Raw genomic sequence first — 14,268 nt, 5'->3', positions numbered from 1 at the left:
AGTGTTTCGATCCACGGCCGGGCAAGGCAGAATAGAATACGCTAGCGTATGGAAACGGGCGCCAAGCTGCCTACAGCCCTCAGGAGGACCCATGGCAACAATACTCTGGCTCATTGGATTGATCGGCTTGTCGGCAGTGGTGGCCTACGCCGGTGTCTGGTTGCTCACTGGAACCGCCATCATGGCGGTGTACCTGGCGCTGATGACGGTGGCAGGCCCTTTGCACTGGACCGTCAATCTGCTCCTGTGGCTGCTGTTCGCGCTCATCGCCATCCCACTGAATGTCGAGGGGCTGCGGCGTCGCTATATCAGCCGACCGCTGTTCCACTGGTTCGGCAAGGTGCTGCCCGCCATGTCGGAGACGGAACGCGAGGCTATCGAGGCGGGTACCGTGTGGTGGGATGGGCAACTGTTTTCCGGCAATCCGGATTGGGACGCACTGCTGCATTACCCATCACCCCGCCTGAGCGATGAAGAACAGACCTTCCTCGACGGCCCCACCGAAGACTTGTGCCGAATGACCAATGAGTGGGACGTCACCTTCAAGCGCATGGATCTCTCACCCGAGACCTGGGATTTCATCCGCAGCCAGGGATTTCTCGGCCTGATCATCCCCAAGGAGTATGGCGGCAAGGGCTTCTCGGCCATTGCCCACTCCGAGATTGCCATGAAGCTCGCCAGCCGCTGCAGCGACCTGGGCTCCACCGTGATGGTGCCGAATTCGCTGGGACCTGCCGAGCTGCTCATGCATTACGGCACCGAGGCGCAGCGCAGCCACTACCTGCCGCGTCTCGCCCGTGGCGAAGAGATCCCCTGCTTTGCCCTGACCAGCCCGGAAGCCGGCTCGGATGCGGCCGGGTCCATGCGCGACTACGGGATTGTCTGCAAGGGCGACTGGCAAGGCGAAGAAGTAATCGGCTTGCGACTGACCTGGGAGAAACGCTATATCACCCTTGGGCCTGTGGCGACGCTGCTGGGCCTCGCATTCCGCGCCTACGACCCCGACGGCCTGCTGGGCGATGAACCGGATCTCGGCATCACCCTGGCATTGATTCCCACGAAAACCCCCGGTGTGAATATCGGTCGCCGCCATTTCCCGCTGAATGCGGCCTTCATGAATGGCCCCAACAGCGGCAAGGACGTGTTCATTCCACTGGACTGGATCATCGGCGGTCGCGACATGGTGGGCAAGGGCTGGATGATGCTGATGAACTGCCTGTCCGTCGGCCGCTCAATCTCACTGCCCGCAGGCGGCACCGGCGCGGCGAAGGCCTGCGCCCTGCATACCGGTGCCTACGCCCGCGTGCGTCGACAGTTCAAGATGCCCATTGGCGAGTTCGAAGGCATCCAGGAGGCTCTGGCCCGGATTGGTGGGCTGACCTACCTCATGGACGCGGCCCGCACCATGACCGCGGGCGCCGTGGACCTCGGCGAGAAACCATCGGTGCTCTCCGCTGTAGTGAAATACCACCTCACGGAGGGCATGCGCCAGTGCGTCAACGACGCCATGGATGTTCACGGTGGCAAGGGCATCTGCCTGGGCCCGAACAACTACCTGGGCCGCACCTACCAGACCGCGCCCATTAGCATTACCGTCGAGGGTGCGAACATCCTCACCCGCAACATGATGATTTTTGGCCAGGGCGCCATCCGCTGTCACCCCTTCGTGCTCCGGGAAATGCTGCTCACCCGGGAAGCGGATCAGGAGCAGGCCGCCGAGGACTTTGACGCACTACTGATGGAGCACCTGGGATTTGGTGCTGGCAATGCGGCTCGCTCGCTGCTGCTGGGCCTGACCGGCGGGGGGCTGCTCAGCACACCGGGGGGACGATCCACCCGACGCTACTATCGACAGCTGACTCGCCTCTCGGCGGCCTTCGCGTTGCTTGCGGACTGCAGCATGCTTGTGCTGGGCGGCTCGCTCAAACGCCGGGAGCGCATCTCGGCACGGCTAGGGGACGTCCTCAGCTACCTTTACCTGGGCTCCGCCTGCCTCAAGCGCTACGAGGATCAGGGCCGCCCGTCCGAGGATCTGCCACTGCTGCAGTGGGCGATGGCGCACTGCCTGTCGATGATCGAACTCCGCCTCGACGAAGTTCTGAAGAATTTCCCCGACCGGGTCGTCGCCGCGGTATTGCGCCCGATCATCTTCCCCCTGGGACGTCGCCTGCGCGGCCCGGACGATCGGACCGGAGCCAAGGTGGCACGCCTGCTGATGGAGCCGAACCCGGCACTGGACCGCCTGGTCGCTGGCGCCTACCGCAGCGCCGATCCGGAGGACGGTGCCGGGGCAGTGCTGCACGCGGTGGATCGCGTGATCGCCGCTGCCCCCATAGAGGCCAGGGTTCAAAAGGCGATCAAGGAGGGTGCCCTGCAGCCTGCCTTGTGGGAAGAACTCGCCGACGCCGCCCTGGCAAAGGGCCTGATCAGCGATCACGAGGCAGCAACGCTGCGTGAGGCGGATGCGGCAAGGCGCACGGTCATCGCCGTTGACGACTTCAGCCCAACCGACGTGCTACCCGGCAAGCCGCGACGCAAACAGACCAGGGCCGCGTGACCTGCGAAGGGCGGGATCCACCGCTGATCCCGCCCATCTGTGACAGTGACCACGGAAAAGTCTCTTATCCTTCAGCACAGTAGCAACATTGTGCCGCCCATGGTGCGGCTCAAGCGGCGGCCATGGCTGCCGTTAAAGCACTCAGGGAGTACACCAGCGACGGTTTATCCATCGCGGCGAGGGCGGGAGAAAAGATTCGATGAACCTGTTCGGCTTTTTCAGAAGTTCCGGCCAGACGGCAAGCCTGGTCACCGAGTCCGTGGGCCGTGCACCCCGTGACTACACAGAGGTACTTGGCAGCATTGCCGCACTCGGCACGGAACTGGGCGACATTACCGGGAACATGGCCGAGGGCCTCGATCGCATCTCGGAACGGGTCGCCCGCGAAGCGTCCCAGTATCGCGAGTTGCTCGACTCGGCAGAGGACCTGGACCAGCGCAATCGCACGGTGGATACATCAGCTGGCCGTGCCCGGGAGTCTGCCTCGGAAGCGTCGACCCAGGTGTCGGCGTGGAAAGACACCATCGAGCAGGCCGTCAAGGCCGTTGGTGAACTCACCGAATCGGTGGGTACCATCGAGCATCAGGTGGGCGGACTGAAAAGCGCCCTTGATCGGGTCGCGGAAGTCGCTGCCGGCATCACGAGCATCGCCAAGCAGACCAATCTCCTCGCCCTGAACGCGACCATCGAGGCGACCCGGGCCGGCGAAGTGGGCCGCGGCTTCGCAGTGGTCGCCGAACACGTCAAGGAGCTGGCGAGGCAGACCAGCGAAGCGACAGCGGACATTCGCGCCCTGCTGGAAGAATTGACCAGCCGGATCGATCGACTGATGGATCGTGGCGCCGCCGGAACCGAGCGTGCGGAAAGCGTTCGGCAAGGTGCAGAAACCCTGTCCACGATGATGGCAGCAGTGGCAGAAGCCATGGCTGACGTGGAACGGGAATCCGATCGTATCGGCAGCGCCGTCAGCGCGATCGACGAACATTGCAGAGAGACCGTCGACGGTCTGAACGGCATGCGCCAGGATGTCGCCCAGGCCGACAATGCCGTCAGCGAAGCACAGCAACGCGCCGCGGGATTACTGGAGACCGCTACGGCGTTGGGGTCACTGGGCAAGGACGGGCAGATCGGCGCCAACGCCGTTGCGCAGGCGGCCGTGCATGGCCGCCGGATTGCCGTTGAGACCTCGGATATCGCCGGCAACGTGGACGCCATTGCCGGTCGTGTCGATCGGCAGGCAGCACTGTTCGAGCAGCTGCAACAGATGACAGAGACCCTCGGTCAGCATCATGGCGAGGTGGACGAGGCTGCTCGCGGTGCCCAGCATGTCGCGGCGACGGCAGCGCAAGATGTGGCCAACGCGGCAAGCACCGTGACGGAATCCATCACCTCCATGCAGGCTCTGGCGGACGATGTCTCCGGCATCCATCAGGATCTCACCGGCTTGGCCGATGTGCTCGCACGCATCACCAAGGCTGCCCGAGGCATTGACGGCATCGCCAAGCAGACCAATCTGCTTGCGTTGAATGCGGCCATCGAGGCGGCCCGCGCCGGCGAGGCAGGTCATGGGTTTGCAGTGGTGGCGGACGAGGTGAAGCAACTGGCCCAACAGACCAGCGAGGCCACCACCGACATCGAAACCACACTCAACGGGCTTACGGTGCAGGCTCATACCCTGGCCGACATCGGTGCGCAGGGCAGTTTGCGCGCGCGGGAAGTCCGCGCAGCCACCGGCTCACTGGACGAAGTTGTCGAGCGTATCGGCCAGGCAATGGCGGGCGTGGACCGCCAGTCAAATGAGATCGTGGAAGCCGTGCAGGCCATCAGGGCGCTGTGCGCGAGCATGCAGGACCATCTCACGGGTCTGAGCCGCGAGAGCGCGATCTCGGCGGAACACCTCAAGGAAATGCAGGAAGACGGCAACCGTGTGCTCGGCAAGGCCGAGGCCTTGCTCAATCTGGTCAACGACGGCGAACTGGAGACCCCGGAGCGGGACATGATAAGCCGGGCGCGGGAGGCGGCTCGAAGCGTCTCCGCCGCATTCGAGCAAGCAGTCAGAGACCAGCGCATCAGCCTTGAGGAATTGTTCGACCGGGATTATCGCCCGATTGCCGATTCCGATCCAAAGCAGTATCTGACCCGCTACACCGGCTTCACGGACGAGGTCCTGCCGGCGATACAGGAACCCCACTACCAGGCAGCGGATACCATCCTGGCCTGCTGTACCACGGATGATCATGGCCACATCGCGACCCACAATCAGCACGTGTCACAGCCGCAACGGCCCGACGATCCGTTGTGGAACGCGGCCAATTGCCGCAACCGTCGCATGTTCGACGATCGAGTCGGGTTGGCCGCAGCGAAAAATGAAAAACCATTCCTGTTACAGGCCTACCGACGCAACATGGGCGATCGTTTTGTCCTGACCATGGATGCGTCTTCGCCGGTGATGGTAAACGGCCGTCACTGGGGCGCGGTGCGGATCATCTATCTACCGTAACCTGGAGCGCTGCAGCACTCTGCTTCGCGACGGGGTCCGCCTGCTCGCCCAGCATAGTCTGCAGCGTCATCCAGGGAAGCCTTGCGCAATTGCAGCGGCCGGGAAAGTGACGCACGTCCGCGAGCACATTCAGATCGTCTCGGCCCGGAGCCGAATCCGCGACGCGATCGCCCTGGCTAATCATGATTTCCACCGAGCGAGCCAATTCGAGGGCGTCGTCGACGGTTTGCCCGAGCAGATTGACCGTGAGCAGTGAAGCGGAAGCCGTGGTCACGGCGCAGGAATCGCCCTGAAATCCGACATCGGCGATGCGTCCATGGTCATCGACTCGCAGAAGCAGGATCACTGTGTCCCCGCACACGGGATTGCGCCCGGTGGCGGCATGGCTGCACGGCTCTACGACGCGAAAGTTGCGTGGTGATCGGTTGTGTTCGATCACCACGGTCTGATAGAGCGCTGCCGGGGACTGCTCGGTCATCGAGGCCCGAACAGCTCCCGAACCTTGCCGATGGCCATGACCAGGCGATCGACCTCTTCCCGGGTGTTGTACACGCCAAAGGAAGCCCGTGCCGTTGCTGGCACCCCATACCGCCGCATGACCGGCTCCGCACAATGATGCCCGGCTCGTACCGCCACGCCATATCCATCGAGGATGGTGCCAATGTCATGGGGGTGGGCGTCTTCCATCACGAACGACAAGGCCCCGGCCCGCTCGTGCGCCGTGCCGATGAGGCGTACGCCAGCAATGCCGCCGACCTGTTCGGTGGCGTAGGCGAGTAGATCGGCTTCATGGGCCGCCACGGCAGCGGGATCCAGTGCCATGAACCAGTCCACCGCCGCTCCCAGACCAATCACGCCGGCGATATTCGGTGTACCGGCTTCGAAGCGGGCTGGCGGGTCGGCGAACTCGGTCTTCTCGAAAGTGACCGAGCGAATCATGTCGCCCCCGCCCTGCCAGGGCCGCATGGCCTTCAACAGATCGTAGCGGCCCCAGAGCACGCCCACACCAGAGGGACCGTAAAGCTTGTGGCCGGAGAACACGAAGAAATCGCAACCCAGGGCCTGAACGTCCACCGGCATGTGCGGTGCCGACTGGGCACCGTCCACCAGCACGGGAATATCCCGGGCATGGGCGAGATCCACGACCTGCTTCACCGGGTTGATCGTTCCCAGCGCATTGGAGACATGAATGATGCTGACGATCCGGGTGCGCTCGGAGAGCCGCGCTTCCACGTCCTCAAGCGAGATCTCTCCGGCGTCGGATATCGGCACCACCACCAGCTTGGCGCCGGTGCGCTCGCAGAGAATCTGCCAGGGCACGATGTTGGAGTGATGCTCCATGGCAGTGATGAGAATTTCATCGCCGGGCTGCAGCCGCGGTTCAACGAAACTGTAGGCCACCAGGTTGATGCCCTCGGTGGTGCCACGGGTAAAGATGACTTCCTTCTCCGAGGGCGCGTTGAGCAGCTGCCGTACCTTGCCACGCACCGCCTCAAAGGCGCTGGTGGAACGCTGCGACAAGCTGTGCACACCCCGGTGAATATTGGCGTAGTACTCCCGATAGCATTGCGCCTCTGCCTCGATCACGGCATTGGGCTTCTGGGCACTGGCGCCATTGTCGAGATAGACCAGCGGGTGGCCGTTGACCTGCTGGTCCAGAACCGGAAACTCGCGTCGGATGGCCGCGATATCCAGCGCCACGGGCGCAGACTGCACTACCGGATTCACAGAGCTCATGACAACTCCTTCGCCGCCTCGTCGCCGGGCAGGATGCCGAACAGGCGCTCTCGCTGGTACTGCTTCAGGGATTCGATACCGACGGCCTCAAGCATGTCGTTCGCAAACGCAAAGGTGAGCAGGCCTCGGGCGTCTTTTTCACCGATGCCACGGGAGCGCAGGTAGAACAGCGCGTCCTTGTCCAGCTGACCCACGGTGGACCCGTGGGCGCACTTGACGTCATCAGCGTAGATTTCAAGCCGCGGGTTGGAATGCGCCAGAGCCCTTGGGCTCAACAGCAGGTTTCTGTTCTGCTGCTGGGAATCGGTTTTCTGGGCATCCTTGGCAACCCGGATGAGGCCGTCAAACACCGACTCGGCCTTGCCATCGAGTATGCCCTTGAAGAGCTGTTCGCTGGTGCAGTGCCCAACCTGATGTCGTACCCACGTGTGGTAGTCGGTGTACTGGCCGTCATTGACCAGCGACAAGCCACCAAGCTCCGCGTGGGCGCCCTCGCCGTTCAGGTTGACGTAGAAGTCGGTGCGTCCGATCTTGGCGCCGGTGCTGAAACTGTGCGCATGAAACCTGGCATCACGTCCCAGATCGGCATGCACCAGACCAAAATGGTAAGCGCCGTCGCCCTCTTCCTGCAGGTGATGCAGCGTCACCCGGCTGTTGTCGCCCACCGAGACTTCCACGACGGGGCAGCTCATGTACGACAGCCCATCCGGCCCGGCATGCACGATCGCCAGTTCCACCTCGGCACCGGCGGCCGTGCGCACCAGAACACGTGGGTAGACGGCAACTCCGGCCGCGGCCTCGCTGGCCATGAAGACCAGAACTATCGGTTGATCGACGGCGGTATCCGCAGCAACGTCCACCACGACGCCATCGGACCAGAAAGCCGTATTGAGGGCTGCAAACGGGTGATGGTCGAGTTCGGCCCGGGCCGCAAGATCGGCCTGAAGGGCATCCGGCTCCGATGCCACCGCCTCTGGCAGACGGCGCACGGCAACGCCAGCCGGCAGCGCATTCATGGACTCATGCGATTCACTGAGGTGGCCGTCAACAAACACCATGCGGTGCGCCTCGGGAATCAGTGCCGCCGTTGGCGCCAACGCCATGGGAATGGCGCCCAGTGTCGAGGCCGGCCGGAAATGCTCTTGGGCCAGGGCATTCAACTTGACGTTGCGCCAGGCCTCGACGCGACGTCCCGGAAAGCCCTGGGCTTCAAAGGCGCGAATGCCGGCTTCCCGACGCTCTCGCAGCCAGGCGGGTTCCGCCGCCGGCGCCTGCGCCTCGAAGTCGGCCAGGTAAACACTCTTTTCTTCCGCAACTGCAGACATGTTGCTCCCCTGCTCGGTCGTGGAGGCGGCTCAGGCCGCGTCCTCTTCAAACAGCGCGTAGCCGGAATGCTCCAGCTCCTCGGCCAGTTCCTTGCCGCCGGAGCGGACAATCTGCCCCTTGACCAGCACATGCACATGGTCAGGCTGGATGTAGTTGAGCAAGCGCTGATAATGGGTGATCAACAGGAAGGCGCGACTCGGAGAGCGCAGCGCATTGACCCCTTCCGACACCGTCTTGAGGGCATCGATGTCCAGGCCCGAATCGGTCTCGTCCAGCACCGCCAGGGTCGGCTCGAGCACCGCCATCTGAAAGATCTCGTTGCGCTTCTTCTCGCCGCCGGAGAAGCCCTCATTCACGGGCCGCTTGAACAGGTTGTCATCCATCTTCACCAGCTTCATCCGTTCACGGATAAGCTTGAGGAATTCAACAGCCTCCACTTCAGGCTCACCGCGATGTTTGCGAATCGCGTTGACCGCCGCCTTCAGAAAATAGCTGTTGGCGACCCCGGGGATCTCCACCGGATACTGAAACCCCAGGAATATGCCTTCCCGAGCGCGCTCTTCAGGCTCAAGCTCGAGAAGGTTCCTGCCCTGGTAGATCACTTCACCTTCGGTCACCTCATACCCGTCATGCCCGGCAAGCACCTTGGACAGGGTGCTTTTCCCGGAGCCATTGGGGCCCATGATTGCATGCACCTCACCCGCCTCGATGGTCAGGTTGATGCCCTTGAGGATTTCTTCACCTTCCACGGAAGCCCGCAGGTTCCTGATTTCCAGCATTGCCATGTCATGCTCCAATCGATATCAAGCAGGCGGCAGCGCTCTGCGCCACCGCCAAACGACGTAAAGGACGCTCTAGCCGACGCTGTCTTCCAGCGTCACTTCAAGAAGCTTCTGTGCCTCTACCGCAAACTCCATGGGCAGGGTCTTGAACACATCCTTGCAGAAACCGTTGACGATGAGCGAAACCGCTTCTTCTTCCCCGATACCGCGCTGTTTGCAGTAGAACAGCTGGTCTTCACTGATGCGCGAGGTGGTTGCCTCATGCTCGATCTGGGCGCCGGGATGCTGCGCGTCGATATACGGGAAAGTGTGCGCGCCGCACTGATCGCCGATCAGCATGGAGTCGCACTGGGAATAGTTGCGTGCATTGGTTGCCGTGGGCGCAACGCGCACCAGGCCTCTGTAGCTCTGCTGCCCGTGGCCTGCGGAAATACCCTTGGAGATGATCGTGCTGCGGGTGTTCTTGCCCAGGTGGATCATCTTGGTGCCGGTATCCGCCTGCTGCCAACCACGGGTCACCGCCACCGAGTAGAACTCGCCAACGGAATCATCGCCCTTGAGCACGCAGCTGGGGTACTTCCAGGTGATGGCCGAACCTGTCTCGACCTGGGTCCAGGCGATCTTCGAGCGCTTGCCGGCACAGAGCCCGCGCTTGGTCACGAAGTTGTAAATGCCGCCCTTGCCGTTCTCGTCACCCGGGTACCAGTTCTGCACCGTGGAGTACTTGATGTCGGCGTCGTCCAGCGCCACCAGCTCGACCACCGCAGCATGGAGCTGATTCTCGTCGCGCATGGGCGCGGTGCAGCCTTCCAGGTAGGACACCTGGGCACCCTCTTCGGCGATGATCAGTGTCCGTTCGAACTGCCCGGTGTGCCCCGCATTCATGCGGAAATAGGTGGAAAGCTCCATCGGGCATTTAACACCCTTGGGTATGAACACGAATGAACCATCGGAGAAGACTGCCGAGTTGAGTGCGGCGAAGAAGTTGTCGCCGCGAGGCACGACAGTACCGAGATACTTGCGCACCAGCTCCGGATGCTCGTGCACGGCCTCGGACATGGAGCAGAAGATCACTCCCGCCTCTGCAAGCTTTTTCTTGAAGGTGGTGCCAACCGAGACACTGTCAAACACGGCGTCAACCGCCACCTGTGGCCGCTCACCGGCACCTTCAACACCAGCCAGCATTTCCCGCTCGTGCATGGGGATGCCCAGCTTCTCGTAGGTCTCGAGCAGTTTGGGGTCAACCTCGTCCAGGCTCTTGGGCTGGTCCTTCGGCGCGGCGAAGTAGCTGATCGCCTGGAAGTCGACGGGCGGATACTTGACGTGGGCCCACTCCGGCAACGGCATCTTCAGCCAGTTCCGATAGGCCTCCAGCCGCCATTCAAGCAGCCACTCCGGCTCTTCCTTCTTCGCCGAAATGAAGCGGACCGTATCTTCATTCAGCCCGGGCGGCAGGGATTCCTGCTCGATATCGGTGATGAAGCCGTATTCGTAACCACGCTTGCGCGTGAGTTCTTCAATAGTCTTTTCGCTTGCAGACATTGTCACCTGCTCCGCTAGCTAACAGCCGTTTTGACCCGCTCACCCAGGGCACGAAGACTCGGATGCTCCGCAGGTAAGGGGGCGCTCATGTCTTTCAGGGAGACCGCCTCCAGAGCGGTCTGGAAAACATCGTTGATGCGTGACCAGTTGTGGCTCACGGCGCAATGAGCACTGTACTGGCACGCCGCATTGCCCCCCTCGATGCAATCGGTGAGGGCAATCGGTCCTTCGATGGCGTTGATCACGGCGGCGATGGAAATATCTTCCGCCGGACGGGCCAGACTGTAACCGCCCTTGGCTCCTCGATGGGAAACCAGCACCTCCGCCCGCACCAGTTGCTTGAGAATCTTGCTGACAACCGGGGCCGGCAGCGAGCGCTTCGACGACAACCACGCCGCGCTGTAGCGCTCCTGCGGCTGTCTCGCCATCAAGCTGAGGATGGCGGTGGCGTAATCCGTTTCGCGATTAATCCGTAACATGACGCTTGCCGTCGCTTAATCAGTACCAAATTCGTCCTGTATTATTGCCGGACTTGGTCTGCAGTGCAAGCGCGGGGCCTGATCGACGAGACGCAGAATTATCGGCTAATCATTAAGGAAACGCTGAAATATCCACGCATCGTTAACTAACCGAACAGAAGCAGGCAGATAATCACCGCCCCGATGATACCCGCGAGATCCGCGGTGAGCCCCGCCGCGAGGGTGTGACGGATGCGCCGTACCTGAATCGCGCCGAAGTATACCGCAAGCACGTAGAAAGTGGTCTCCGTGGAGCCCTGCAGCGTACTGACCAGCATGCCGGTATAGCTGTCCGGCCCGATGGCCGGGTCGTTGATGATGGAGGCCATGACCCCATAAGCACCGGACCCCGAAAGGGGACGCAGCAGCGCCATGGGCAGTGCCTCGGCGGGCATCCCCAGCGAGGCGGTAAAGCCGCCGATGTAACCGACCATGGCCTCCATGGCGCCGCTGGCACGAAACATCCCCACGGCAACCAGAATGGCGACCAGGTACGGGATGATGCGCAAGGCCACCTGGAAGCCCTCCTTGGCGCCATCCACGAAGACCTCATAGATGCGCACCCCGCGCGACACACCGAACAGCAAAAAGCCCACCATCAGGCCGGGGATGATCCAGGGCGCGATGATTCGGCCATAGAGTATGGACAGCGGTATGAGGCCGAGCACCCCCAGTAACGCAAGCGCCGATACCCAGCCCGGATAGGCCTCGCCGGATTCCGTTGGCAGGGCGTCCTGTTCGGTGCTCTCGGCCTTTTCGGCGTCAGTCTGCGCGGCCCCGGTATCCTGCGCCTGCGGCTGCTCCGCGATGGGAAGCGGACGCACCGGGAACCAGCGGGCATAGAGCAGCGCAGCCATGATGGCCACGGTGGTGGCACAGACGGTGGCAAACAGCGTGGTGGGCAGGATGGCCGCCGGCTCGCTGGAACCCGCCGCGGCCCGAAGCGCGATGACACCAGTGGGCAACAGGGTGATGCTGGAAGTGTTGATGGCGAGAAACAGCGCCATGGAATTGGTGGCAGTGCCCTTGTGAGGGTTCAGCTTGTCCAGTTCCTGCATGGCTCGAATGCCAAAGGGCGTCGCTGCGTTCCCCAGGCCCAAGGCATTCGCGGAGAAGTTGAGAATCATCGCGCCCATGGCGGGATGGTTCGCCGGCACTTCCGGGAACAGACGTACCATCACCGGACGAATCAACTTGGCCAGTATGACAAGTAGACCGCCCTGCTCGGCGATCTTCATCAGACCGAGAAAGAGCGTCATCACGCCGACTAGCCCGATGGCCAGTTCCACCGCCCCACCCGCGGAATCCACCATGGCCGTGGTGAGCGCCTGCATGGGCGAGTCGCCATCCGCCGGATCGTGCCGCAACTCCCGCCAGGCTGCGGTGAGGAACGCGGTGAGCACGATGACGAGGAAAACAACATTCATTAATTGCGGTCCATGGCAGATGAGTTCACCGCGCCTACACGGTGCCGCCATGATGCCGAGGCAAGTGCCCTGCGCCAAGCACCTTGGCTGGACGACTTGCATCGGACGCGGCATGCTCGGGCGCCGACGTCGAATCGCCGGAGTAACGAATCCATGACCCGCCTGACTGGCTTTATCGCCTTCGCCATCATCGTCACGACAACCATCGTGATGATCCTGCGCGCACAGCCCGATCCTCTCCCCGAACCCCATGCAAGCTGCCTGCAGTTGCACAGAGACAACCCACGCCACACCCTGGGGCCGCTGGGGCGCACGGATCTGCTGTTCGAGCAGGGCGACTCGTCGGTCACGGAAAGAGATAATGGCGACGGGGAGCGCATCGTTACGCACATGCGTCCTGCGGCACGGTCCGCGGGCGAATCGCTGGACCTCGTCTGCTATCGCGATGGCGACGGCGCGGAGCTGCGCTTGGAGCCGTGATACCGCTTTGCGCCGACTGCGGATTTGTGTAACATTCGTCGCCACTCGGGGTGTAGCGCAGCCTGGTAGCGCACCTGCATGGGGTGCAGGTGGTCGGAGGTTCAAATCCTCTCACCCCGACCAATATAATCAAGGGGTTGGCGAACAATCGCCAACCCTTTTTTGATGACTTCCGAAAGATCCCTTACGGTCTATGCCTTGGCCTGTAACGGTCCCACCTTCGTGTACATGCCGGTATCGAACGGTGTGCATCTTCGTGCAGCACCCACAGCGAACATGATCAGAATGCCATGCATTCATCCCCCCGGCCTGATGGCCACCTTGAGGACGCCATCGCGCTGATGCGAGAAGAGATCATAGGCTTCGGCGATGTCGTCCAGCGCGTAGTGATGAGTCACCATCGGGCCCAGATCCACTCGCCCGGAATCGGTCATCTGCATCAGGCGCCGCATGCGCTCCTTGCCTCCCGGGCAGAGCGACGTGATGATCTTGTGGTCGCCCAACCCAGCCGCAAAGGCGCCAAGCGGAATATGCAGATCCTCGGAATAGACACCGAGGCTGGACAACGTGCCGCCGGGTTTGATTACCCGTAACGCAGCCTCGAACGTGCTCTGCAGCCCTAGCGCCTCGATGGAGGCATCGACGCCGCGACCGCCGGTGAGCTTGAGGATCTCATCCACCACATCCACCTTACGGAAATCCAGAGTGACGTCGGCGCCCAGCTGTTTTGCCATGGTCAGCCGCTCATCCACCCCATCCACCGCAATGATCATCCCTGCTCCGCGCAAGCGGGCACCGGCCGTGGCACAGAGCCCTATGGGACCTTGCGCGAAAACCGCGACCGAGTCGCCGATGCGGATGCCAGCAGCTTCTGCCCCGGCGAATCCGGTCGACATGATATCCGGACACATCAGGACCTGTTCGTCACTCAAGCCATCCGGCACCGGGGCCAGATTGGCCTGCGCATCCGGGACGACCAGATACTCCGCCTGCGCCCCATCGATGGTATTCCCGAACCGCCATCCACCCATGGGCTTGTAGCCATGGCCCCCATGCCCTCCATCCTGGGCGGAGCAGCCATCCTGACACGCGTATGAAGTGAAACTTGGGCAGATGGCGCCAGCAATCACGCGCTGTCCCTCGCGGTAGCCAGTGACGCTGGAGCCAAGTTTCTCGATCACGCCGACCGGCTCATGACCCACGATCAGGCCCTTCTCCACCGGATACTCACCCTTGAGGATATGAACGTCGGTGCCGCAGATGGTTGTGGTGGTTATTCGAATCAATGCATCGTTGGGGCCAATATTCGGAACCTGCCGCTCATCAATCTCGATGCGGCCCGGTTCGACAAACACGGCGGCTTTCATCATCTGTGCCATAGCAGTTGCCTCTGTGCTGA

Annotated in this window: 11 protein-coding genes and 1 tRNA gene; 4 read left to right on the top strand and 8 right to left on the bottom strand. The window is 62.3% G+C overall.

What is annotated here, in order from left to right; all coding sequences use genetic code 11:
• Nucleotides 1-91: 91 nt before the first annotated feature.
• Both J2T57_RS10310 and J2T57_RS10305 read left to right on the top strand, forming a co-directional pair.
• Entirely contained in the window at nucleotides 92-2,557 is a 2,466-nt protein-coding gene (locus J2T57_RS10310; RefSeq protein ID WP_253477586.1) for an acyl-CoA dehydrogenase, read from the top strand.
• Nucleotides 2,558-2,756: 199 nt separating this feature from the next.
• Nucleotides 2,757-5,057 (top strand): methyl-accepting chemotaxis protein, encoded by a 2,301-nt coding sequence (locus J2T57_RS10305; RefSeq protein ID WP_253477583.1) that lies wholly within the window; start codon nucleotides 2,757-2,759, stop codon nucleotides 5,055-5,057.
• Here J2T57_RS10305 and sufU read toward each other — a convergent pair.
• The 7 genes from sufU to J2T57_RS10270 form a co-directional block, all read right to left on the bottom strand.
• Entirely contained in the window at nucleotides 5,041-5,535 is a 495-nt protein-coding gene (gene sufU / locus J2T57_RS10300; protein ID WP_253477580.1) for a Fe-S cluster assembly sulfur transfer protein SufU, read from the bottom strand. The genes J2T57_RS10305 and sufU overlap by 17 nt on opposite strands.
• Complete coding sequence (locus J2T57_RS10295) at nucleotides 5,532-6,794, bottom strand: cysteine desulfurase (RefSeq protein ID WP_301289298.1); 1,263 nt, start codon at nucleotides 6,792-6,794, stop codon at nucleotides 5,532-5,534. The genes sufU and J2T57_RS10295 overlap by 4 nt, the downstream gene beginning before the upstream one ends.
• On the bottom strand, nucleotides 6,791-8,119 hold the full coding sequence (gene sufD / locus J2T57_RS10290; RefSeq protein WP_253477577.1) for a Fe-S cluster assembly protein SufD: 1,329 nt from the start codon (nucleotides 8,117-8,119) through the stop codon (nucleotides 6,791-6,793). Before sufD ends, J2T57_RS10295 begins: the two co-directional genes overlap by 4 nt.
• 30 nt (nucleotides 8,120-8,149) lie before the next feature.
• A complete protein-coding gene (gene sufC / locus J2T57_RS10285; protein ID WP_253477841.1) occupies nucleotides 8,150-8,899 on the bottom strand; it encodes a Fe-S cluster assembly ATPase SufC in 750 nt (249 codons plus the stop codon).
• A 75-nt stretch (nucleotides 8,900-8,974) separates the two neighbouring features.
• On the bottom strand, nucleotides 8,975-10,444 hold the full coding sequence (gene sufB / locus J2T57_RS10280) for a Fe-S cluster assembly protein SufB (protein WP_253477574.1): 1,470 nt from the start codon (nucleotides 10,442-10,444) through the stop codon (nucleotides 8,975-8,977).
• Nucleotides 10,445-10,458: 14 nt separating this feature from the next.
• A complete protein-coding gene (locus J2T57_RS10275; protein WP_253477571.1) occupies nucleotides 10,459-10,923 on the bottom strand; it encodes an SUF system Fe-S cluster assembly regulator in 465 nt (154 codons plus the stop codon).
• A gap of 146 nt (nucleotides 10,924-11,069) precedes the next feature.
• Nucleotides 11,070-12,389 (bottom strand): nucleoside recognition domain-containing protein, encoded by a 1,320-nt coding sequence (locus tag J2T57_RS10270; RefSeq protein ID WP_253477568.1) that lies wholly within the window; start codon nucleotides 12,387-12,389, stop codon nucleotides 11,070-11,072.
• 153 nt (nucleotides 12,390-12,542) lie between these two features.
• On the opposite strand from J2T57_RS10270, the gene J2T57_RS10265 reads away from it, so the two are divergent.
• Nucleotides 12,543-12,869 (top strand): hypothetical protein, encoded by a 327-nt coding sequence (locus J2T57_RS10265; RefSeq protein ID WP_253477565.1) that lies wholly within the window; start codon nucleotides 12,543-12,545, stop codon nucleotides 12,867-12,869.
• Nucleotides 12,870-12,915: 46 nt separating this feature from the next.
• Nucleotides 12,916-12,992 (top strand) — tRNA-Pro (locus J2T57_RS10260).
• Between the two features lie 173 nt (nucleotides 12,993-13,165).
• Here the strand turns inward: J2T57_RS10260 and J2T57_RS10255 are convergent.
• Complete coding sequence (locus J2T57_RS10255) at nucleotides 13,166-14,248, bottom strand: NAD(P)-dependent alcohol dehydrogenase (RefSeq protein ID WP_253477562.1); 1,083 nt, start codon at nucleotides 14,246-14,248, stop codon at nucleotides 13,166-13,168.
• Nucleotides 14,249-14,268: the final 20 nt, after the last annotated feature.

The organism is Natronocella acetinitrilica (assembly GCF_024170285.1).
GTDB classification, from domain to species: Bacteria; Pseudomonadota; Gammaproteobacteria; order Nitrococcales; family Aquisalimonadaceae; genus Natronocella; species Natronocella acetinitrilica.
Note: the sequence above shows the minus strand (reverse complement) of the source record. Positions and strands in the feature narration are given on the sequence as shown.